At 73.2% G+C, this 21,609-nt stretch carries 13 protein-coding genes and 1 pseudogene; 10 read left to right on the top strand and 4 right to left on the bottom strand.

All coding sequences use genetic code 11. The features are described from left to right. From ACFYXC_RS32375 to ACFYXC_RS32365, 3 genes and pseudogenes are all read left to right on the top strand, one after another. On the top strand, positions 1-2,133 hold a 2,133-nt coding region (locus ACFYXC_RS32375), incomplete at its 5' end, for a hypothetical protein (RefSeq protein WP_389555643.1). An 81-nt stretch (positions 2,134-2,214) separates the two neighbouring features. After that, a pseudogene (locus ACFYXC_RS32370) lies at positions 2,215-2,484 on the top strand (S-4TM family putative pore-forming effector); the annotation flags it as partial. Positions 2,485-2,512: 28 nt separating this feature from the next. Then, the gene (locus ACFYXC_RS32365) at positions 2,513-2,722 is read left to right on the top strand and encodes an S-4TM family putative pore-forming effector (RefSeq protein WP_389555654.1); all 210 of its coding nucleotides are present in this window, start codon (positions 2,513-2,515) and stop codon (positions 2,720-2,722) included. Positions 2,723-2,738: 16 nt separating this feature from the next. On the opposite strand, the gene ACFYXC_RS32360 is transcribed toward ACFYXC_RS32365, so the two are convergent. After that, on the bottom strand, positions 2,739-3,395 hold the full coding sequence (locus ACFYXC_RS32360) for a response regulator transcription factor (protein ID WP_389555641.1): 657 nt from the start codon (positions 3,393-3,395) through the stop codon (positions 2,739-2,741). A gap of 647 nt (positions 3,396-4,042) precedes the next feature. Here ACFYXC_RS32360 and ACFYXC_RS32355 point away from each other — a divergent pair. Then, complete coding sequence (locus ACFYXC_RS32355; RefSeq protein WP_389555639.1) at positions 4,043-5,041, top strand: hypothetical protein; 999 nt, start codon at positions 4,043-4,045, stop codon at positions 5,039-5,041. Positions 5,042-5,105: 64 nt separating this feature from the next. Here the strand turns inward: ACFYXC_RS32355 and ACFYXC_RS32350 are convergent, their stop codons facing one another. Further along, entirely contained in the window at positions 5,106-8,162 is a 3,057-nt protein-coding gene (locus tag ACFYXC_RS32350; protein WP_389555637.1) for an AAA family ATPase, read from the bottom strand. 182 nt (positions 8,163-8,344) lie between these two features. On the opposite strand from ACFYXC_RS32350, the gene ACFYXC_RS32345 reads away from it, so the two are divergent. After that, positions 8,345-11,803, top strand: a complete 3,459-nt coding sequence (locus ACFYXC_RS32345) for an AAA family ATPase (protein WP_389555635.1) — start codon at positions 8,345-8,347, stop codon at positions 11,801-11,803. Between the two features lie 78 nt (positions 11,804-11,881). Then, on the top strand, positions 11,882-13,057 hold the full coding sequence (locus ACFYXC_RS32340) for a cytochrome P450 (RefSeq protein ID WP_389555633.1): 1,176 nt from the start codon (positions 11,882-11,884) through the stop codon (positions 13,055-13,057). 112 nt (positions 13,058-13,169) lie between these two features. On the opposite strand, the gene ACFYXC_RS32335 is transcribed toward ACFYXC_RS32340, so the two are convergent. Then, positions 13,170-13,748: a TetR/AcrR family transcriptional regulator gene (locus ACFYXC_RS32335; protein ID WP_388909989.1), complete on the bottom strand. Its 579-nt coding sequence runs from the start codon at positions 13,746-13,748 to the stop codon at positions 13,170-13,172. A 287-nt stretch (positions 13,749-14,035) separates the two neighbouring features. Here ACFYXC_RS32335 and ACFYXC_RS32330 point away from each other — a divergent pair, with 287 nt between their 5' ends. Genes ACFYXC_RS32330 through ACFYXC_RS32315 form a run of 4 tightly spaced genes read left to right on the top strand, consistent with a single transcriptional unit; the run spans position 14,036 to position 18,894 of the window. After that, positions 14,036-14,626, top strand: coding sequence for a (2Fe-2S)-binding protein (locus ACFYXC_RS32330; RefSeq protein ID WP_389555630.1), 591 nt, complete (start codon positions 14,036-14,038; stop codon positions 14,624-14,626). After that, complete coding sequence (locus ACFYXC_RS32325; protein ID WP_389555628.1) at positions 14,623-15,615, top strand: FAD binding domain-containing protein; 993 nt, start codon at positions 14,623-14,625, stop codon at positions 15,613-15,615. The genes ACFYXC_RS32330 and ACFYXC_RS32325 overlap by 4 nt, the downstream gene beginning before the upstream one ends. Further along, positions 15,612-17,750, top strand: a complete 2,139-nt coding sequence (locus ACFYXC_RS32320) for a xanthine dehydrogenase family protein molybdopterin-binding subunit (protein ID WP_388909998.1) — start codon at positions 15,612-15,614, stop codon at positions 17,748-17,750. Before ACFYXC_RS32325 ends, ACFYXC_RS32320 begins: the two co-directional genes overlap by 4 nt. After that, complete coding sequence (locus ACFYXC_RS32315; protein ID WP_389555626.1) at positions 17,743-18,894, top strand: XdhC family protein; 1,152 nt, start codon at positions 17,743-17,745, stop codon at positions 18,892-18,894. The genes ACFYXC_RS32320 and ACFYXC_RS32315 overlap by 8 nt, the downstream gene beginning before the upstream one ends. A gap of 248 nt (positions 18,895-19,142) precedes the next feature. Here the strand turns inward: ACFYXC_RS32315 and ACFYXC_RS32310 are convergent, their stop codons facing one another. Beyond that, positions 19,143-21,461 (bottom strand): heavy metal translocating P-type ATPase, encoded by a 2,319-nt coding sequence (locus ACFYXC_RS32310; RefSeq protein ID WP_389555624.1) that lies wholly within the window; start codon positions 21,459-21,461, stop codon positions 19,143-19,145. Positions 21,462-21,609 lie beyond the last annotated feature (148 nt).

Below are 21,609 nucleotides of genomic sequence, written 5' to 3'. Positions count from 1 at the left end.
ACGCGGCACCGTATCTACCGGGACATCGTGTCGGAGATGGCGGGTGTTCTGGCGGAGGATGCGCGGGCGGGGGAGGAGGGTGCGAAGGCGAAGGATGTCACGGATCTGATCGACACGTATCTGATGGATCTGGCGACGATCGCGCTGACGAATGACCGTCGTAAGGATGCGGCGTGGGAGCCGCGGTACACGGCGAGGGTCTACAACGCGTACAAGGCGCAGTTCGCGGCGCGGTTGGCGCAGGACAGTCCGGTGCGGGGTCTGCTGCCGGCGGACAAGAGCTGGTACAACGTGACGGGCAACTTCCTGGGCCTGGGCAGCAGCGTCGCCTTCAACAACCAGGGCGCCAGCATCCAGACCGCTGCTCCGGTGCAGACCGGAACCTCGGCACAGACCGCGGCTGACACCGGCGAAGCCCGTCCCCGGCTTCCGCAGGGCAGCGCCGACTCCTCGCCTCGGACGCAACTCCCCGGCACATCGCGACCGACGGGGCCGCGTGACAGTCGGCCGCGGTTCGTGGTGCGGTCGGGCTTCGACGCGCGACGGTTCACCTACGACGGCGATCCCGTCACCGACCTCACGGTCCGCGTCGCGATACGGGGCACGGACGGGCAAGCCTCGCGCGTGTTCGACCGGCTCTCGTCAGGTGTCAGCGAATTCCTGAACGTTCCTGGTCATCGGCTGCCGAACGGGGATGTGCTGCATGTGTCCGTCGAACTGGTCGCGCCTTCGAACTCCCCGCACCTGACCGTCGACCTGGCCGACAGGGATCAGACCATGGATCAGCACACCTGGTGGGCGGATGCCGACCCGGTGCAGCTGGTCCACGAGCTGACCCACCAACTGGGGTTGCGGGACGAGTACCGCGACGCCGATGCGCCGCACCGTCCGCACATCCCGGGCAGCCTTCTCGGCGACCTGAACGCGGACCCCGACGACTCCTCGCTCGCCGTCGCCGGGCTGCGGGGCCGGCACCTGGCCCTGCTCGGTGCGCTGGTCGGGGACCTGACCCCGCAGCCGGAACCGAACACGCGGGAGGGCAGCGAGCAGAGCTGGGAGGCCGTACGCACCGGCACCGACCCGGTCCTTCGCGAAGCGATCTGGGTGGACCCGGTCTCCCTGCCCCGCCCGTCCGACGGCACCCAGGACACCGACGGCACCGCCCCCACCGAAGTCCCGGCGCGTGTGCGGCAGGACCCGAACGCGACCTCGACCACGGCCGACGCATCCGCCCTCACCCCCTTCAAGTCGGGGAACTTCGAGTTCACCAACCTCAAGCACACGAACGAGGTGTACCGCGACAAGGCGGTCCGCATCATCGAGCTGCTGCGGAAGCACGACACGATCCGTGACTACATAGGCGGCCGTCCGGTCCGGATCACCCTGCATGTGCGGACTGGGGAGACGCCGGCGGATGTGACGGACCGCGGTGACGCGGGTGTGGACATCAATCTGGCGAGTTACTACTTCGAGAAGTACGACGTCGGTTACGTCATGGGGATGTTGTCCCATGAGATCGGCCTGCACCCTCTCGCGTCCCGCAACTCGAAGATTCCCGAGGAGGAGGATCTCTACCGGGGCATGCCGCTGATGGTTCCGGGGCTGGAGGGTCTGAAGACGCCGCGTTTCATGAACACCGAGGGTTCCGGTCAGGAAGACCACGTCATGGCGGCCTTCCCCCACACCATCCGGCACGGCATCTACCGCGACATCGTCCTGGGAATGGCCAGGCTCCTGGCGGAGGACGCGCAGGCCGGCGAGGAGGGCGCCAAGCCGCAGGACGTCACCGACCTGATCGACTGCTACCTGATGGACCTGGCCTCCATCGCCCTCACCAACGACCACCGTACGAACGCGGCGATGGAGCCCAGCTACACGGCGCGCGTCTACAACGCCTACAAGGACCTGTTCCAGGCTCAGCTGACCGCAGCCACAACGCCTCAGGACCCTCAGGACTCCCAGGACCCCGAGAGCCTGGAGGATCAGCGGCGCCGCCAAGTCCTCCAGGCCGTCCAGTCCCTCCTGCCTTCCAACAAGAGCATGTTCGGCGTGATCAACGACTTCCGGCGCATCGCCACCCACGTCGCCCTGGGCAACAACGGCGACAGCATCCAGCAGGCCGGGACGGCCTGAGGCGCACCTCGGGAGAGGGTTCGTACCTCCTCTTCTCCTCCGTCGTGCGCCGAGCAACACGGGACGGCACGGCGGGCACGAGCGGTGGGCACGCTCGGGCTCGTGGCCGTCGCCCCGGTGGTCGCCGTGTTCGTTCCCGCGACCACCGACGTACTCGCCGCCGTCAGCGCCGCATGGCTCGTCGTCGGCCGGACCGCACTGGTCCGGCCGGAGGAACGCGGCATACAGCGGGCCGCGCGGGTCCAGGAGTTGTACGACACCACGTTGTTCCACCTGACCTGGAACCGCTCCCTCGCCGGCCGGCCACCCCTCGCCCGACGACATCGTGGCGGCCGCGTGGCGCGTCCGTGACGACTCGCGCCACCGCGACTGATACAGCATCGACCTCGGTGGGACGCCCTGGCCCGGTGACGTACTGCTGTGCCGGCGCCAGAGCATGGTCCGGCGCCGCCGGGACCACCACGCGTACGGCACCGCCGTCCTCGCCACCGGGATCGCGTGGTGCCTGGTCGGGCTGGTGCTGGCCGTCGTCCGCGACCTGTCCCTCGCCGACTACCTGGTGAAGGTCTTGTCGACGTTCCCGTTCTGAACCGGATCCGACCCGCTCAGATCAGGCCGGCCCGTATCGCGTACGAGACGGCGTGGGCACGGTTGCGGGTTCGGGTGCGCTTCATCGCGCCGTACAGGATGTAGCGCACCGTGCGTTCGGAGTACGAGAGGGCCGTCGCGATCTCGTCCAGCTGCTTGCCCTCCGCGATCAGGCGCAACACGTCCACCTCGCGGGAGTTCAGCTGGGGCACGGTCCGGGGCCGGCCGGTGACGGTGGTGTGCCGGCCCGTGCCGCTCTCACCGTGCCCCACCTGACGGAGGGCGGGAACGCGCGGGGCAGCGGGTTCGCCGCCGTCCCGGCCGGCCACCGCGCGCACGGAGCGGGTGAAGACGTCAGGACTGCAGAAGTCCCACCACACGACGGCGCGGACGCCCCGCCTGCGCGCCGCCGTCACGTCGGCCCGCCACTGCTTGCCGACCACCACGAGGAAGCGCGCGTCGGGTTCGTCGCACAGGCGGGGGAGTACGTCCAGGGCCGGGGTGTCCGCCACCTCCATGGCGACCACGATGGCGTCGGCCTCCCGCATCCTGTCGTGCGGGAGTTCGTGCAGGCGCGGGTCCAGCGCGACGAAGCCGGCCAGTCCGGCGCGGACCAGGGCGTCGGGCGCGTGGAGCGCCACGCCCACGGTCTCGGTGAGTACGTGCTGAGGCATGCGCCCTCCCAACTCGCAACGGTGATCGCCCTCCAGGACGCGGTCGTCCACGAGGAACACCGCCCCGCGCGAGGAGCCGTGAACAGGGCGTGGCGCGGGATGCGGAATGTAGTCGTCCATGAGGAATGTGGGCGTCCGTGTGGTTCAGGGGCCGATGGTGCCATCCACGCAGACCGAACATGCTTGTCACGGGCCTGCCGTGCTTCAACCGAGGGAAACCTGGCGCGAGCGGCCGACGGGCTTCCCGCGCCCGCGGCCTGGGCGTTTACCCGGCCCGCCCTCGCCCCGTCCGCACGGAAGCGGTACGCGAGAACCTTTTGTACGGACCGGCAAGGTTTGCGGTTACGGCTTCACCGGAGACGGAGGCCGCACAACGATGGTGCGGAAGCGTGTTCTGACGCACTCCGGATGCCGGAGCCTGCGTCGGGCCGAACCGCTGGTGGGGCCGTCCCGGCGGGTGGCGGCGCAGGGTGCCCGGACCTGGCTGAGCCGACATGGCGCAGGAGCGGAGCGCGTGCGCCCGGCCTTCGCGCGTACCACCGGCGATCCGGCACGACCGGGGAACAGCGCGGACCGGTCCGCGGGATGCCGTGCACCCCTCGGCCATTTCTGGCAACTTGGCAACTTCTAGTAACAAAGGTAGTCGCATGATCGCGTACCTTGTCCTGTTCGTGGTGATCGGCCTGGTGCTGATCGGGGCCGCTGCCGTACTGACGCGGCGCAGGCGCACCTCCTTCTCCCTCTCCGGACAGGCCCCCGCGGTCGTCGGGCCGGGCGCCGACCGGAAGGCGCTCGAGACGGTCGCCCTGGGTCTGCAGGCCGTGGCCGAGGGACGCGCGCTCGGTGGGCGCCCGCTGCCCGACGTGCACGCCGTCATCCACTCGGGAAAGCGGCTGACCCTGCAGCTCGCGCAGGCCGACCTGGCCGCGCCCTCGCCCTGGACGTCGGACGTCTCCGGGAAGGAATGGCTGCTCGACCCGGCGGACCTGCGCCGGACCGGGAGCGCGGGGGACAGGTCCATGCACCCGTACTCCCTGACCGTCACCCTCGGCCTGCACCGAGGCGACAGAATCCTGGTCGACCTCGCGCAGTTGTCGGGGACGATCGCCCTGACGGGCGACGACAGCGAGGTGCTGCGCCTGGCGCAGGCCCTCATCACCGAGATCGTCTCGGGTCCGGTCGGGCAACTCGCCACGGTCGTCCTGGTGGGTTCGGCGACCACTCCCTCGGTGACCGACGGACTGGGCGTGCGGTCGGCCCGCCTGCACACAGCGGCCAACCGCAAGGAGGCGCTGGCCTACGAGGGCGGGCGGCCGTCCTCGCCGGACGTCCACACTTCGCAGCCCATGTCGCAGTCCATGTCGAAGCCGACCTCGCAGCCGGTTTCGCAGTGGAACAAGGACAGAAGCGTGGCGGCCGCCGGTACGTACGCCCGCCGGCTCTTCGTGGTCACCGCCGCCCAGTTCCGCGACGAGAGATGGGTGGACGCCCCGCTGCGCCCGACCGACGCGCTCCTCGTGCTCGGCTACATCACCGACGCGGTCTGGCACCTCGCCGTGAACGTCGACGGCTCCCTGGACACCGCCCGGCTCGGTGTGCCCATCGACACGCACCTCGCCCGCTTCTCCGGACCCGCCGGTCCCTGACCCGCGGGCCCCTGATCCGCCGGTGCCTCATGCGGGGTTCGGCGGGGCCACCACCGTTGGTCCGTCACACCGGTCCGTCACACCGGTCCGTCACGTCGGGCCGGTGTCGCCCGGCCGGGCGGGGAAGAGCACTTCCGACCGGGCCGGGCACCCCGTCCGGTACCAGGCCGCGGTCGGCGAGGCTCCCGTCCAGCCAGGCCGCGGCCAGCTCCGCCCGGGAACGGCATCCGACGCGCTGGAACAGCTGCGTGAGCCGCCGCTCCACGGTCTTCTCGCTCGACGCCAGCCGCGCCGCGATCTGCCGGTTGGTCGCCCCCTCGCTGACCAGCACGGCCAGCCTGACGTCCGCCTCGCTCAGCCGGTCCCTGGCCGGCCGCAGCCGTGGCAGCGCGAGGCTGCGCCGCCGCGCCATGTGGCCGAGCGTCGTACGGGTGGCCCGCCCGATCCCCAACTCCTGTGCCGTACGCGAGGCTTCGGCCAGCCGCCGGTCGGAGTCCACGTCGATCTCCACCAGGCACAGGCGGCAGAGCAGGCCCATGTAGACGTCGCCGCGCCGGTGCGCCGACCGGAGGGCGGCCAGCGCGCTGTCCCCGTCGCCGTGCACCAGACCCCGGCCGAAGAGCACCGCCTCGCGCGTCATGGGGGAGGCCACCTCCCCGTGCAGCGCCTCCAGTTCGTCCATGGCCTCCCGCATGGCCTGGGGCATGTCCTCCAGCAGGGCGTAGGTCAGGTACCGCAGCAGCACCTTCTCGACGCCCGACAGCAGACCGCTCCCGCGAGCCCGTCGTACGTCCGTACGCGCGCCCTCCAACGCCTCCTCCGCCTGGCCCGACCAGTACCGCAGACCCAGTTTCGCCCAGGCGACCAGTGGGTGGGTCACGGTGCCGGGGATCAGGTCCAGCCATGCCCGGGCGTGCCCCGACTCCCCCCGTGCGCAGTGGATCTCGGCGGCCAGCGCGCGGGCCGGCTGCGCGGTGGCGGCCGCCGTGCCAGGGGTCCGGCTCCGTGCCTCGATCCGGCGGGCGGTCGACAGGGCCCCGTCCCAGTCGCCCTGGAGATAGGAGCGCACCATGGCGTGATAGTGCCCTGCGGTGCTGTTCCCCGAGCCCGCGTAACGGTCGCCGAGCACGGCGGCCAAGGCGTCGGCCAGGTCCGCGTGTGCGGCCGCGTTCCGCAGCCGGTCCAGGGAGTCCGCGCTGGTCGTGTCGGGCGGCAGCGCCCGGCGAGCGGCCAGCAGGCCGTCGCGGCTGCCCGCGGCGGCGGCCAGCAGGCGGAGTTCCGCGGGCGAGGGCAGGGGCCCCGACCCGGACCGGCGGCCGGCGCCCGGCACAGAAGGGGCTTCGTGCGCCGGACGAGGGGCCGACAGGCCGCGTACGGACGCGGGACGCCCGTGCGGAGTTCCGTGCTCGGGCACCGAGTACTCAGGCACCGAGTGCTCCAGCCCTGAGGGCAGCTCGTACGGAAGTCCGTAAGGGCCGGCCAGATCCGTGAAGGCGGCCACGCCGGGCAGCTCCTCCAGGACGCCGCTGCTCCGAAGGCCGCCGCGCTGAGGACCGCCGTCCTGAGGGCCGCTGCTCTGAGGGCCGCCGTCCTCGGGACCACCGCCCCGCCCGTACGGCAGCCGGTGCTCGTGCAGTGCCGCCAGCGCCCACACCTCGGTGACGTACGCCAGACGGTCCCGGTCCACCTCGGCGGGCGAAGCGCCCAGACAGGCGAGCAGCGGCTCGCCCAGGGCCAGCGCACCGGCGTGGTCGGTGTGACGCAGACTCAACTCCGCGGACTCGTACAGCACGTGCGGAGTCCTGCGGTCGTCCGGAGCGAGGCGCCGAAGCGCCGAGGCGTAGGCGCGGACCGATCGCGGCCAGTCGGACCTGGCGTCCGTACGGGCCGCCGCCAGCAGCACCTCCACGGCCGGCGCGTCGTCCAGCACGGCCCCGGCGGCGGTCACATGGTCGGCCAGCCGGGGATGGCCGCCCCCGGCGGTCTCCGCGCCCAGCCGGTCGCTCAGCGACCTGGTGATCAGGGCGTGCAGCGACGACACGTCGTGGTGGGTGGGCAGCGCGCGCAGAGCCGCCGCGAGGGCCGGGACGGCGAAGGACGCCCGGCCGTCCTCGTCCACGACGAGGATGCCGTCCGCGACCAGCGGGGTCAGGGCACGGTCGAGGAGGCCGGCCCGCCGGGGACCTCCCGGCTTCAGCCGGTGCAGGTCGTCGAGCCGTATCTCGGCGTGTTCGAGGGTGCGGGCCACCGCGGCCGCCGCGGCCAGGGCGGTCGCGTCCGGCGGGCCACCCGGCCAGCAGAGCCGTTTCAGCCGGGCCAGGTCCGTGGTGAGCCGCAGTGCCTGCTCCGGCTGGGTCAGGCACACATGACCGCCGAGTTCCAGGAACTCGCCGCGCTCGTCCATCGAGTCGAGCACCGACAGCACGGCCTCGGGAGTGCCGGCCATCGGGCCGAGCGCACGCAGTACCGCCGTCACCAGCGCCGGCTCGACCGGGCGGCCGAACCGGCGTACGACCAGGGCCTCGACGTCGGCGGGCCGCAACGGCGGCAGCGCGAGCAACCGGTCGGCCGCGGCCGTCAGCTGCGGGGCGCCGCCGTCCCTCGGGCGGACCGGCCGGCCGGCCATCACCACCGGTACGCCGGCCGGGCGGAAGACGCGCAGCAGCAGCCCCAGGGCCTCGGCCGTCGGCGCGGGCAACCGCTCGATCTCGTCGATCACCAGCGCGAAGGGGGTGGCGCGGGCCGCCTCCGTCAACGCCTCGCCCAGGGCGGACAACAGCGTCAACTCGCCCTGCCGGCCGCCGGACTGCCGTGGTGTCCGGCGGACCGCGCCGGTACGGACGGTGCCGCGACGGCTGTGGATCCTGGTGAGTGCGCTGTGCACGCCGTCGGCCAGGGAGGCCGCACCGGACGCGCCGTCACCGTCGTGGCAGCGCAACCGCAGGACCTTGGCGCCCTCCTCGACCACCGCGCGCCGGGCCTGTTCCAGTACGGCGGTCTTGCCCGTTCCGGCCGCGCCGACGACCAGCAGGGTGCGCGCCGGGGCACCGGCGGACAGCAGCGTCCGGGTCACCTCACGGATCTCACTGTCCCTGCCGATGACAGGTCCGCCGTCACGCACGCCCGCTCCTCTGCCCCGACCGGAACCGACCGGAATGACTTTGGGGGAACCACTACCGGCACATGACCATAATGACTGTCGCCGGTCGAATACCTGGACACCGGGCAGGCCGGCGACACTTTCGGCACCCGGGTTCGTCATCGTCCGTCCGGCGTTTGTCGTCGAAGAGAACACGGTGGACCATGACCGCTCCGTCCGAGACCCCCTGGCCGTTCCACGGGGGCACGGCCGGGAGCCTGGACCGTACGGCCGGACAACCCGTCGGCCGCGACCGGGAGTTGTCCGAGGTGCACCGCCTCCTGGGCGACCCGGGCGGGGCACGCCTGGTGCTCGTGCGGGGCGAACGCGGCGCCGGGCGCACCGCGTTCGTGCACGCGGCCGGCGAACGACTGCGCGCGGACGGGGCGTCCGTGCTGACACTCGACTGCGTCCCGGGCGACGAGACCCGGCCGCTCCTGCTGGCACTGCGGCTGGTCCGGGCGTTGGAGGAACACCGGCCCGCCGCACCACGGCAGCGGTCGGCGATGCCCGCCACCGAGGCGCTGCGGGGGGCCGAGCAGGGCGACGGAACGGCGATGACCGGACTGCTGCGCGCGGCTCTGACGCGTTCCGTGACCGCGCCGGTGTTGGTGGTGCTGGACGACATCCAGCACGCCGACGCCGGCTCGCTGGCCGTGCTGGGCCGTATCGACTTCGCTCAACTGCCGCCCGCAGCACGGCTGTTGGCCTCGGTGGCGGGGCGCGGCGGATCGGGCGCGGGCGCCCGTGCCGAACGACCGGTGTGGCAGCACGTGACACGGTGGGCGGGCGCGCAAGGGGTCCACACGCTCGTCCTGTCCCCGCTCGGGCCGGAGGGGACCACCGCCGTGATGGCGAGGAGGCTGCGGGCGACGCCGGACACGGGTCTCGCCCGGCGTGCGCACGAGCTCACGCGCGGGGTCCCGGGGGCGATCGACGCCCTGCTCTCCGGATGGACGCGGGACGGGGCGATCAGGGTGGCCGACGGCCACGCCTTCGTCGGAGTGCTGACTCCGACGCCGGTCCCGGCGGACACCGACCGGTTCGTGGCGGCGCTGGACGCGCTGAGCGAGCCGTGCCGCACGGTGGCCGGGGCGCTGAGCATCCTGTGGCCGCTCGGCGCGCGGGCCGCGGAACTGATCGCGGCCTCGACCGGACTGTCCGCCGCCGCGGTGGACGAGGCGCTCCGCGACCTCGCCGACGCGGAGATCATCGAGCACCTGCCCGCGCTCGACGGAGCGGCCGCCCCCGACGGCGTGGCCGACCTCGATGGAGCGGCCGATCCTGACGTAGTGGCCGCCCTAGGCGGAGGGGCCGGTCCCGGCGGGGTGGCCGGTCCCGACGGAGGGGCTGACCCCGCCGAAGTGCCCGCCCCCGACATCGCGGCCGATCCTGGCGGAGGGGCCGACCCCGACGGCGTGGCCGGTCCCGGCAGAGCGACCGGTCCCGGCGGAGTGGCCGTCCCCGGCACAGCGACCGACCCCGCCGAAGTGCCCGCCCCCGACACAGTGGCCGCCCCTGACGGAGTGGCCGCCCCCGATGGAGCGACAACCCCTGCCGGCGCGGCCGAACCCGGCGATGCGACCGACCCTGACGGCGCCACCCCCGACGGTGCCGCCGGGCCGCTTGCGCCCGGCATACGGGGCTGGCGGCTCCGTCTTCCGCTCACGGAACACGCCCTCCGGGCGCGGCTGGGCCCGCTGGAGCGCGGTCGGCTGTCCGCCACCGCCGTGGAGGCCCTGTGGGCGGCCCAGGACGCGGCGGACCCCGCGCACGCGGAGCCCGAGTACGTGGACCTCATCCACGCGGACCCCATACGCGTGGGCCCCATCCCCGCGGCCCCCCGCAACGCGGACCCCACGTACGCGGGCAAACCCCCCTCGGTCGCGCTGCTCGACGACGCGGACGCGGTGGCCTACCTGGCGGACCGGGTCGCGGAAGCCGGATCCCTCGTCGACCTCGACCGCGCGGTCACCGTGCTGACCGCCGCCGCGCAGCAGCTGCACCCCGACCCGGAGGGCAGGGGAGTGCTCCGGTGGTGCCGGGCGGTCTGCCACCTCATCGAGAGACCCGCCGACCGCGTGGCCGCCCTGCACCGGTACGCCAAGGCCGCCTACAACGCGGGGGACGACCGGACCGCGCGGACCATCGCGGAGTCGATCCTGCGCAATCCGGCGGACGTCCTCGACCCGTCGGCGCTGCAGGACATCGCCACCCTCTTCACGGCGGCCACGGCCAACGACCTGGACTGGCGGGCGCTGTCCCGGCTCAGCACGGCGCAGTGGTGGGACGAGCTGCGGCTGCCCGCCCTGGTCACCGTGACCGGCCGGGCGCTGGCCCTGAGCCAGTTGGAGCGGTGGCACGAGGCACTGGACCTGCTGGCACACACGGAGCCCGTCTGGAACACCGGTCCCCGCTCCCGCGCCCTGCCCGCCTACTTCCGTGCCGTCGCGGAACTCGCGCTGGGCCGCCCGGACCGCTTCCGGGAGGCGCTCGCCCTCACGGAGGCCCCGTACGTCGACCCCGGACACGTCTACGCGCTCGCCACCAGCATGTTCGACGAGCTGCTCAGCGGCCGGGACCTGCGGGCGGCGGAAGCCCTGCTGGCCGCCCAGGGCCTCACCCCCGAGGTGCTGCCCCCGCGCAGCCTGTTCCTCTGGCGCCACCTCCAGGGCAGGTGGGACGAGGCACTGGAGCCGGCCCGCTGGATGCTGGCGAACAACCGGACCAGCACGCCCGCGGCCGACAGCCATCTTGTTCCCGCGCGGATCGCGGCCGTCCTCCTGGGGCGCGGCCGGCTCACGAGCGCCCGCCGTCTCGTCGACAGTGCGCGCGGCCCGGCCGGGGGTCCCCTCGAGTACTCACTCGACGCCGCCGAGTCCGACATACTGCGGACCCTCGGCGACCTGACGGGCGCCGAGAAGACGCTGCGTCGCGGTCTGGAGGCGGCGGACGCCCAGGGGCACGTCGCCGGCACCGGCGAACTGTGGGCGTCACTGGCCGAGGTGCACGCGGAGGAAGGGCGCGCGGGCGAGGCGGTGGCCTGCCTGGAGCGCCTGGGACGGATCGCCGAGCGCACGGGCAGCGGACGGACCCGGCTGAGGTATCTGCTCGCGTCCGCCCGGGTCCAGCGCCGGACCGGCCCCGGCAACGGCGTCGGCGTCGGCAAGGGCAATGGCTCGGGCAACGGCCCCGGCACTGCCACCGAGAACCTGCGCGAGGCGGTGGAACTGGCCCGCTCGCGCGACCAGCCCTTCGAGACGGCGGTGACCCTGGTCGCCGCGGTCGACGCGGGCGCGGGTCCGCCGGCACTGCTGCACGAGGCGTACGACCTGTTCGGGACGGCCGGCGCCGCCCTGGCACGCTTCCGCACCAGGGCCGCCATGCGCACGGCCGGGATCACCGTCCCCGGGCGCAAGCAGGCCACCGCCGAGAACGAGCGGCTGCTCGCGACGCTGATCGCCGAAGGGCTCACCAACCGGCAGATCGCCACGGTGCTGCGGCTCAGCGAGGACGCGGTCGCCAACCGCCTGACCCGGCTGTTCGCCCGCACCGGGCTGCGCTCCCGCACCGACGTCGTCACCGCCGTGCTCACCAAGCACCACGCGCACCGGCTCACCTGACCACGGCAGGATCCCGGGACGGCGGCGGTTGTTAGCCTGTGATGTGATCGCCTACCCCATACCCGCCCGGACTCCGCGATGAGCGCCGTCGGTTCCTTCCCGCTCGGTGCCGCGACGACCCTCGCCGAACTCACCCGGGACCCCCACGCGCGACTGGCGCTGCTCCGCGAGCACGAGCCGGTGTCCTGGCTGCCCGAACTGGACGGCTGGCTCGTGACCCGCCGCGACCTCGCGCTGGGCGTGATGCGGGACGCCGCGACCTTCACGGTCGACGACCCCCGCTTCTCCACCGCACAGGTCGTGGGACCGAGCATGCTGTCCCTGGACGGCGAACCCCACGCCCGCCACCGTGAGCCCTTCACCGCTCCCTTCCGCCCCAGGGAGGTACGGGTAGGCTTCGCGTCCTTCATCGAGAAGGAGACCCGCCGGCTCGTCACCGGACTGGCACCGGCCGGCGCCGCCGACCTGCGCCGGGCCTTCGCCGGTCCGCTCGCGGTCGCCGTCGTGACCGAAGCCCTCGGTCTCGTCGGCACGAGCACGGCCACGGTGCTCTCCTGGTACGAGACCATCGTGGCGTCGGTCTCGGACATCACCGCGGGACACGCGGCGGGTCCCGCCGGCACCGCCGCGTACGCCCGGCTCCGGGAAGCGGTGGAAGCCACCGTCGCCGACCGGGACGCGTCGTCGCTCCTCGTCTCCGCCGCCGGGCGGCTGACCGTGCCCGAGGTGGCGTCCAACGCCGCGGTCCTGATGTTCGGCGGCATCGAGACCACCGAGGGCATGATCACCAACGCGCTGCTGCATCTGCTGGGCCATCCCGACCAGCTCGCCCTCGTCCTGGCCGATCCGGACCTGCTGGACGGCGCGATCGAGGAGTCGCTGCGCCTCGAACCCGGCGCGGCGGTCGTGGACCGCTACGCCACCCGGGACACCGGCCTCGGCCCGGCCACGATCCGCCGGGGCGACCTGGTCACCGTCTCCCTGGCGGGCGCCAACCGCGACCCCGCCGTCTTCACGGACCCCGACCGGTTCGACGTCCGCCGTGCGAACGCGCGTCTTCAGCTGGCCTTCGCCCACGGCCCCCACTACTGCCTCGCCGCGCACCTCGCCCGCCTGGAGGCCCGTATCGCCCTCCAGTACCTGCTGGAACGCCTCCCCGCCCTGCGCCTCGATCCGGCCCGCCCCTGCGCCGCACACGGTCTGGTCTTCCGCAAACCCGGCGCTCTGCACGTCCTGTGGGACCACCCCGCCTGACCGGCCGAGCCGGCGCCGCCGCCGTTGCGTCCAGGCCCGCCTGTTCGTGGCCCTGGACGCCTGGCGGCAGCCATGTCCTCGTGGTCTCCGCGCGACCGCGCACCCGCTGTCCCTACCGGCCGGGAGCTCCGGCGCGCAGACCGTCCATGACGAAGTCCAGCAGGCGGTCGACGCGCGGTTGCCAGTCGCCCTGCGTGTCGATCATCCAGAGGCCGGCGATGGCCAGGACGAAGTCGTCCCCGGTCATCCCCGGACGGATGGTCCCGGCTTCCTCGGCGGCGCGGAGCAGTAGCTCGGCCGCGGAGGTCACCGGGGTGTGCCCCGGCTTGGCCGGGCCGCCCGGCGCGCTGGTGGCCTGCCGGATCGCCTCCGCCAGTCCCGCCTTGGTCATGGCGAACCGGGCCAGGTGGTCCATCCACACGCGCAGGGCCCGGTCGGGCTCGTGGGTCGCGAGCAGTTCGGCCGCGGCATCGGCGACCTGCTGCATCTCATGGCGGTAGATCTCCAGGACCAGCGCCTCACGGTTGGGGAAGTTGCGGTAGAACGTGCCCTGTCCGACGCCCGCCTTCCTGGCGATCACGCTGAGGGGGGCGTCCGCGCAGCGCGTCAGCTCGGCCACGGCCACTTCCAGGATGCGCTCGCGGTTCCGCTGCGCGTCCGAGCGCAGAGGAGCGTGCTTCTTGTGCTGCACTCGTCCTCCTCGTGGGGTGTGGCCGAATAACGTCCTTGATAAAGCGGACAGGTGTCCACTACGTTTTCCAGTGAGCGGACAACTGTCCGGTTAGGTGCACCTTACCGGCCCGTGTCCGCGCGCGGACAGCCGGTGGTGGTCGCCCCCGGTCCTCCCTCCATGCATCCTGCACGCTCCCGGCCCGCCGCCGCTACACCCGGCGGTGCCCTCCCGTCCTCCTGCCTCTGTTCTCTCTGCCTGCCGGGCCGTCCTCGCGACGGACACCGGAACGCGAAAGAAGGCTGATCATGGCCACAGCGCCCCCGTCGACGTACAGCGCCGTCACCCTGAACATCAACGGTGAGAAGCACACGCTGACCGTCGACCACCGCACCACCCTGCTCGACGCCCTGCGTGAGCGGCTCGAACTCACCGGCACCAAGAAAGGCTGTGACCAGGGCCAGTGCGGGGCCTGTACGGTCCTGCTCGACAAACGCCGGGCCGTCGCCTGCCTGCAACTGGCGGTGGCGGCCGAAGGCCGGGAGATCACCACCATCGAAGGGGTCGCCGAGGGCGAGCAACTGCACCCCGTGCAGCAGGCGTTCCTCGACCTCGACGGCTACCAGTGCGGGTACTGCACGCCCGGCCAGATCTGCTCGGCGGTCGCGGTCATCGAGGAGCACGCCGCCGGCTGGCCGAGCGCCGTCACCGACGACGTACGTCCCGAAGCGGGACCACCGCCCCTGACCGCCGAGGAGATACGGGAGCGCATGAGCGGCAACCTGTGCCGCTGCGGCGCCTACGTCTCGATCGTGCAGGCGGTCGCCCGCGCGGCCGAGACCGACGCACGCACCGCCCGGGCCGGACAGCACCCCAAGCGCGAGGAGACGGCGGCATGAAGGAGTTCGCATACCAGCGCGCCGTCGACGTCTCCGGCGCCCTCGCCCTGCTCGACGCCGACCCCGACGCCCGGTTCCTCGGCGGCGGCACCAACCTCGTCGACCTGATGAAGACCGGCGTCGAACGCCCCGCCCGCCTCGTCGACGTACGCGACCTCCCGCTGGACCGCATCGAGCCGGCCGAGGACGGCGGGCTGCGCATCGGCGCGACCGTCACCAACAGCGACCTCGCCGCCCACCCCGACGTGCGCCGCCGCTACCCGGCCCTGACCCAGGCGGTCTTGGCGGGCGCGTCGGGCCAGCTGCGCAACATGGCCACCGTCGGCGGGAACCTGCTGCAGCGCACCCGCTGCGGCTACTTCACCGACGTGACCAAGCCCTGCAACAAGCGCGTCCCCGGCAGCGGTTGCCCCGCCATCGAGGGCGAGCACCACAACCACGCGATTCTCGGCGCCTCCGACCACTGCGTGGCCACCCACCCCTCCGACCTCGGAGTGGCCCTCACGGCCTTCGACGCCGTCGTCTCCTACGAGACGCCCGACGGACCGGGCGAACTGCCCCTCACCGAGTTCTATCTGCCGGTGGGCGACACCCCGCACCTGGAGACCGCCCTGCCGCCGGGAGCGCTGATCACCGGCGTCACCCTGCCGCCCGCCCCGGTGGCGGCCACCTCCCGCTACCGCAAGGTGCGCGAGCGGGCCTCGTACGCCTTCGCCATCGGCTCGATCGCCGCGGCGATCGACGTCCGGGACGGCACCGTGCACGAGGTGCGCCTCGCCTTCGGGGCGGTCGCCTCCCGTCCCTGGCGGGCCCGCACGGCCGAACAGGCACTGACCGGCGGTCCGGTCGACGCCGCGGCCTTCGCGGCCGCCGCCGACGCCGAACTGGCGGCCGCCCGGCCGCTGCCGCACAACGGATACAAGGTGCCACTGATGCGCAACCTCGTCGTGGCCGTGCTGAGCGAACTCGCCGAGGAGGCCACCCGATGACCACCACCACGACCGGCACCACGGCGACGAAGAACGCCGTCGGCACCGCGCACATCCGCGTCGAGGGCCGCGACAAGGTCACCGGAGCCGCCCGCTACGCGGCGGAGATCCCCTTCACCGAACTGGCGCACGGCTGGCTGGTGGTGTCGACGGCCACCCGTGGCCGCATCCGCTCGGTGGAGGACGCCGCGGTCCTGGAGATGCCGGGTGTCCTCGCCGTCCTGCACCACGGCAACGCCCCGCGGGTCGACATCGACTACGTCGGCATGCTCGGCATGCCTCCGGACCCGACCGCCGCGGTCTTCCAGCACGACCGGGTGCCGCACGCCGGCTGGCCGGTGGCGCTGGTCGTCGCCGAGACCTCCGAGCAGGCCAGGGAGGCCGCCGAAGCGCTGGTGGTGCACTACGAGGAGGAGCCGCACGACGTCACCTTCGCGGGCGGACGCGAACACCCGGACGCCTACTCGATCCCCGGCCCCGGCGGCCCGGGAGTGACGGAGAAGGGCGACCTGGAGGCCGAACTGGCCGCGTCCGCCGTCGTCCTGGACGCCGAGTACGCCACGCCGCAGGAGCACCACAACCCGATGGAGCCCCACGCGGCGACCGCCCTGTGGGACGGCGGCCGGCTCGAGGTGGTGGACTCGAACCAGGGCACGGGGTGGGTCGCGGACGAACTCGTGAAGATGTTCTCCCTCGACCCCGCCTCGGTGCGGGTGCGGTCCGAACACGTCGGCGGCGGTTTCGGCAGCAAGGGCATCCGCGCCCACCAGGTGGCCGCGGTCATGGCGGCGACCGTCCTGTCCCGCCCGGTACGCGTCGTAATGACGCGCCGTCAGATGTTCTCGCTCGCCGGCTACCGCAGCCCCACGACCCAGCGGGTGCGGCTGGGCGCCGACGCCGAGGGACGGCTGCGCGCGCTGGAGCACAGCTCACTGAGCCTCACCTCGACCGTGCACGACTTCATCGAGTCGAGCGCGGGCCCGGCGCGGGTGATGTACGACGCCCCCGCCCACCACACCGCGAACCGGGTCGTACGGCTCGACGTGCCCACGCCGACGTTCATGCGCGCCCCGGGTGAGGCGCCCGGCTCGTTCGCACTGGAGTCGGCGCTCGACGAACTCGCCGAGAAGTGCGGCATCGACCCGATCGAACTGCGCCTGCGCAACGAACCCGAGGCGGGCCCGGTCTCCGGGCTGCCCTTCAGCTCCCGCAACCTGCCCGCCTGCTTCAGGGAGGGCGCCCGCAGGTTCGGCTGGGCGGAGCGGGACCCCCGTCCCGGCCTGCGCCGGGACGGACGCTGGCTCGTCGGCACCGGGACGGCTGCGGCCTCCTTCTTCGCCGGAGCCATGCCGTCCACGGCGGCGGCCACCGCGGAGGCCGACGGCACCTTCACCGTACGGATCAGCGCCGCGGACATCGGGACGGGCGCCCGGACGGCGCTCACCCTGGTGGCTGCCGACGCCCTCCAGGTGTCGCCCGACCGGGTACGCGTGCGGATAGGCGACAGCGACTTCGGCCCCGCGATGATCGCCGGCGGCTCGATGGGCACCCGCTCGTGGGCCTGGGCCGTCACGGCGGCGGCCGGAGAACTGCGGGAGCGGCTCGCCCTGGGCGACGGCATCCCGCCCGAGGGCATCACGGTCCGGTCGAACACCACCGAGGCCGTCGGGGCCCTCGCCCAGAAGGAACGGCACTCCTTCGGGGCGCAGTTCGCCGAGGTCGCGGTGGACGTGCTGACCGGTGAGGTACGGGTGCGCCGCATGCTGGGCATCTTCGCCGCCGGGAAGATCGTCAACCCGCTCACGGCCCGCGGCCAGTTCACCGGCGGGATGATCTGGGGCATCTCCATGGCCCTGCACGAGGAAGGGGTCAGGGACCGGGTCACCGGCGCCCAGTACGGCGCCGACCTCGCGGGCTACCACGTCGCCACGCACGCCGACGTACCTCTGGTCGAGGCGGACTGGGTGGACGACCCGGACCCGGACGACCCGGTCGGCATCAAGGGCATCGGCGAGATCGGCATCGTCGGGGCCGCGGCGGCGATCGCCAACGCCGTCTGGCACGCGACCGGCGTACGCCACCGCAGCCTGCCCATCCGGCCCGACCGCGTCATCGGGGCGGGCGCCCATGCTTGACATCGCCGACGAACTGGCGCGCTGGGCCGAGGAGGGCCGCGCGTTCGCCGTCGCCACCGTCGTGGCCGTCGGCGGCAGCGCGCCGCGCGGGCCGGGCGCCGCCCTCGCCGTCGACAGCGCGGGCAGGGTGATCGGCTCGGTCTCCGGCGGCTGCGTGGAGGGGGCGGTGTACGACCTGTGCGTGCAGGCCCTCCAGGACGGCGGGAGCGTCGTCCAACGGTTCGGTTACAGCGACGAGGACGCCTTCGCCGTCGGACTCACCTGCGGCGGGGTCCTCGACATCATGGTCACCCCGGTCGGGGCGGACGCACCCGACCGTGAGGTGTTCCGCTCGGCCCTGTCGGCCGCCGCCTCGGGTGAACCGAGGGCGCTGGCCCGGGTCGTCCGGGGCCCGGCCGAACTCCTCGGCAGAGCCCTGCTGGTGCACCCCGACGGCTCGTACGAGGGGTCGTTCGGCCCGCCCGGCGACGGCGGGTCCACGGAACTGGACGGGACGGCGGCGGCCGAGGCGCGGGCGCTGCTGGACGTCGGCCGCACCGGCACGGTCGAGATCGCCGAGGACGGATCGCACTGCCTCGGCGGGCTCACCCTGCTCGTCGAGTCGAAGGTGCCGCCGCCCCGGATGATCGTGTTCGGCGCGATCGACTTCGCGGCGGCGCTCGTGCGGGCCGGCAAGTTCCTCGGCTACCACGTGACGGTGTGCGACGCCCGGCCGGTCTTCGCCACCCGGGCCCGCTTCCCGGAGGCCGACGACCTCGTCGTCGACTGGCCGCACCGCTATCTGCGGGGCACGGAGACCGACGCGCGTACGGTCCTGTGCGTGTTGACCCACGACGTCAAGTTCGACATCCCCCTGCTGGAACAGGCCCTGCGGATGCCGGTCGCGTTCGTCGGGGCGATGGGTTCGCGCCGGACCCACGCGGACCGCGCCCGGCGCCTGCGCGAAGCCGGCCTGACGGAGACGGAGCTGTCCCGCCTCAGGTCACCGATCGGCCTCGACCTGGGCGCCCGCACCCCCGAGGAGACCGCCCTGTCCATCGCGGCAGAAATCGTCGCGACCCGCCGCGGCGGAACAGGCACCCCCCTCACGACCTCGGACACCCCGATCCACCGAAGGGAGCCAACCCCAGCAAAAGCCGCCTGACCCCGAACACGACAAGGCCACCGCCGAGCGGCGCGGGGAACGGCGCGCCCGGCCCCCACGGCCCGCAGCCACCCGACAACGCACAGGAGCGGCGCCGGGCACCCGCAACAGCCGAGGGTGCCGGCCATGGCGAGGCCCGCTTTTCGGGGGCGCGGGGAACTGCGCGCCCAGCCCCCACGACCCGCAGCCACCCGACAACCCACAAGAGCGCAAGAGCGGTGGCGGGGCCCACCCCGCCACCGCCCGGTTCAGGTCGCCGCCCGGAAGGACCGCAGCCGCAACGAGTTCCCCACCACGAAGACGGACGAGAAGGCCATGGCCGCGCCGGCGATCATCGGATTGAGCAGCCCGGCCGCGGCCAGCGGCAGCGCCGCGAGGTTGTAGGCGAAGGCCCAGAACAGGTTCGACCGGATGACGGCGAGCGTGCGACGCGCCAGCCGGATCGCGTCGGCCACCGCCCGCAGATCACCCCGTACGAGCGTCAGGTCACCCGCCTCGATGGCGGCATCCGTCCCGGTGCCCAGGGCCAGCCCCAGGTCGGCCCGCGCGAGCGCCGCCGCGTCGTTGACGCCGTCCCCGACCATCGCCACCGAACGCCCCTCACCCTGCAGCCGCTCGACCACCTCGACCTTCTCGTGCGGCAGCACCTCGGCGATGACGTCCTCGGGCGCGATCCCGACCTCGCGGGCGACCGACCCGGCCACGGCCCGGTTGTCACCGGTCAGCAGCATCGGGGTCAGCCCCAGCGCCCGCAGCCGGGTGACCGCCTCGGCGCTGCTCTCCTTCACCGCGTCGGCGATCTCCAGGACCGCCCGTGCCGCACCGTCCCAGGCGACCGTGACGGCCGTACGCCCGGCCGCCTCGGCACCGGTCCTGGCCGCCGCCAGACCCGGCGGGAGCGCGATGGCCCACTCGTCGAGGAGCCGCTCCCGGCCGACGAGGACGGCATGCCCCTCGACGACGCCCTGGACACCGAGCCCCGGCACGTTCGCGAAGTCCTCGGGCGCCGGCAGTGAGCCCAGTTCCTCGAGGGCGCGGTCGGCGACGGCACGGGCGATCGGATGCTCGGAGGAGTGCTCCAACGCACCCGCCAGGCGCAGGACGTCGGACTCCTCGGTGCCGGCGGACGTGTGCACCGCCAGCAGGGTCATGCGCCCGGTGGTCACGGTGCCGGTCTTGTCCAGGAGGACGGTGTCGACCTCGCGGGTGGACTCCAGGACCTCGGCCCCCTTGATCAGGATGCCGAGCTGCGCGCCACGGCCGGTGCCGACCATGAGCGCGGTCGGTGTGGCGAGCCCGAGGGCGCACGGGCAGGCGATGATCAGTACGGCGACGGCCGCGGTGAAGGCGGCCGTCAGCCCGGACCCGTTGCCCAGCCAGAAGCCGAGCGTGCCCAGGGACAGGGCGATGACGACCGGCACGAACACGGCGGAGATCCGGTCGGCGAGGCGCTGGGCCGCGGCCTTGCCGTTCTGCGCGTCCTCCACCAGTTTCGCCATCCCGGCCAGCCGGGTGTCGGCGCCGACCCGGGTGGCCTCGACGACCAGACGGCCGCCCGCGTTGAGGGTGGCGCCGGTGACCTGGTCACCCACGGACACCTCCACCGGCACGGACTCGCCGGTGAGCATCGAGGCGTCGACCGCCGAGGACCCCTCGACGACCGTCCCGTCGGTGGCGATCTTCTCGCCGGGACGTACGAGGAAGCGGTCGCCGACCCTCAGGTCCTCGGTGGGTATCCGTTCCTCCCGGCCACCCGAGCCGGCCCCCTCACTCCGTCCTGCGCCCTCGTCCCGTCCGGCCCCCTCACCCCGGCCGTCCCGGAGGACGGTGACCTCCTTGGCGCCCAGCTCCAGCAGCGCCCTCAGCGCGGCACCCGCCGTGCGCTTGGAGCGGGTCTCGAAGTACCGCCCGGCCAGGATGAACGCGGTCACCCCGGCGGCGGCCTCCAGGTAGATGTTCCCGGCCCCGTCACCGCGGGCGATGGTCAGTTCGAAGGGGTGCGTCATCCCGGGGGTGCCCGCGGTGCCGAGGAACAGCGCCCACACCGACCACGCGAACGCCGCCGAGACCCCGACCGAGATCAGCGTGTCCATGGTGGCCGCTCCGTGCCGCGCATTGGTGAGGGCCGCTCGGTGGAACGGCCAGGCGGCATACGTCACCACCGGCGCCGCCAGCGTCAGGGACAGCCACTGCCAGTACGCGAACTGCAGGGCCGGGACCATCGCCATCGCGACGACCGGGAGCGCCAGCACCACGGCGGTGACCAACCGCTGGCGCAGCGGCCGCAGTTCGTCGTCGGCCCGCTTCGCCGCGTCGTCGTGCTCGCTCCTGGCCCGCGCGGGGACGCGCTCGTGCGCGGTGTACCCGGTCTTCTCGACGGTGGCGACGAGGTCGCGCACCGAGACATCGCCGGCGTGGACGACCTTGGCCTTCTCGGTGGCGTAGTTGACGGTGGCCGTGACCCCGTCCATGCGGTTGAGCTTCTTCTCGACGCGGGCCGCGCACGAGGCGCAGGTCATGCCGCCGATGTCGAGTTCCACCTCGGCGCCGGTCGTCGTGTTCGTCATGGCTGCTCCGGTTGGATCCGTATACGGGCCAGGGGTATGTTCGTCATCGCCTCCTGTATACCCCCTCGGGGTATTGCGAGCAAGTGGCACGAAGTCCTTGACTTGATACCCCGTGGGGGTATGTTGAGGTGCATCAGCGATCCAGATC

It is taken from the genome of Streptomyces sp. NPDC002701, from assembly GCF_042889045.1.
GTDB lineage: Bacteria > Actinomycetota > Actinomycetes > Streptomycetales > Streptomycetaceae > Streptomyces.
This window is presented reverse-complemented; position numbering and strand designations above follow the sequence as displayed.

Coding starts and splice junctions, on each gene's coding strand:
- ACFYXC_RS32325 (WP_389555628.1), top strand. CDS start 14,623: ATGAAGGAGTTCGCATACCAGCGCGCCGTCGACGTCTCCGGCGCCCTC.
- ACFYXC_RS32355 (WP_389555639.1), top strand. CDS start 4,043: ATGATCGCGTACCTTGTCCTGTTCGTGGTGATCGGCCTGGTGCTGATC.
- ACFYXC_RS32330 (WP_389555630.1), top strand. CDS start 14,036: ATGGCCACAGCGCCCCCGTCGACGTACAGCGCCGTCACCCTGAACATC.
- ACFYXC_RS32310 (WP_389555624.1), bottom strand. CDS start 21,461: ATGACGAACACGACGACCGGCGCCGAGGTGGAACTCGACATCGGCGGC.
- ACFYXC_RS32360 (WP_389555641.1), bottom strand. CDS start 3,395: ATGCCTCAGCACGTACTCACCGAGACCGTGGGCGTGGCGCTCCACGCG.
- ACFYXC_RS32315 (WP_389555626.1), top strand. CDS start 17,743: ATGCTTGACATCGCCGACGAACTGGCGCGCTGGGCCGAGGAGGGCCGC.
- ACFYXC_RS32345 (WP_389555635.1), top strand. CDS start 8,345: ATGACCGCTCCGTCCGAGACCCCCTGGCCGTTCCACGGGGGCACGGCC.
- ACFYXC_RS32340 (WP_389555633.1), top strand. CDS start 11,882: ATGAGCGCCGTCGGTTCCTTCCCGCTCGGTGCCGCGACGACCCTCGCC.
- ACFYXC_RS32320 (WP_388909998.1), top strand. CDS start 15,612: ATGACCACCACCACGACCGGCACCACGGCGACGAAGAACGCCGTCGGC.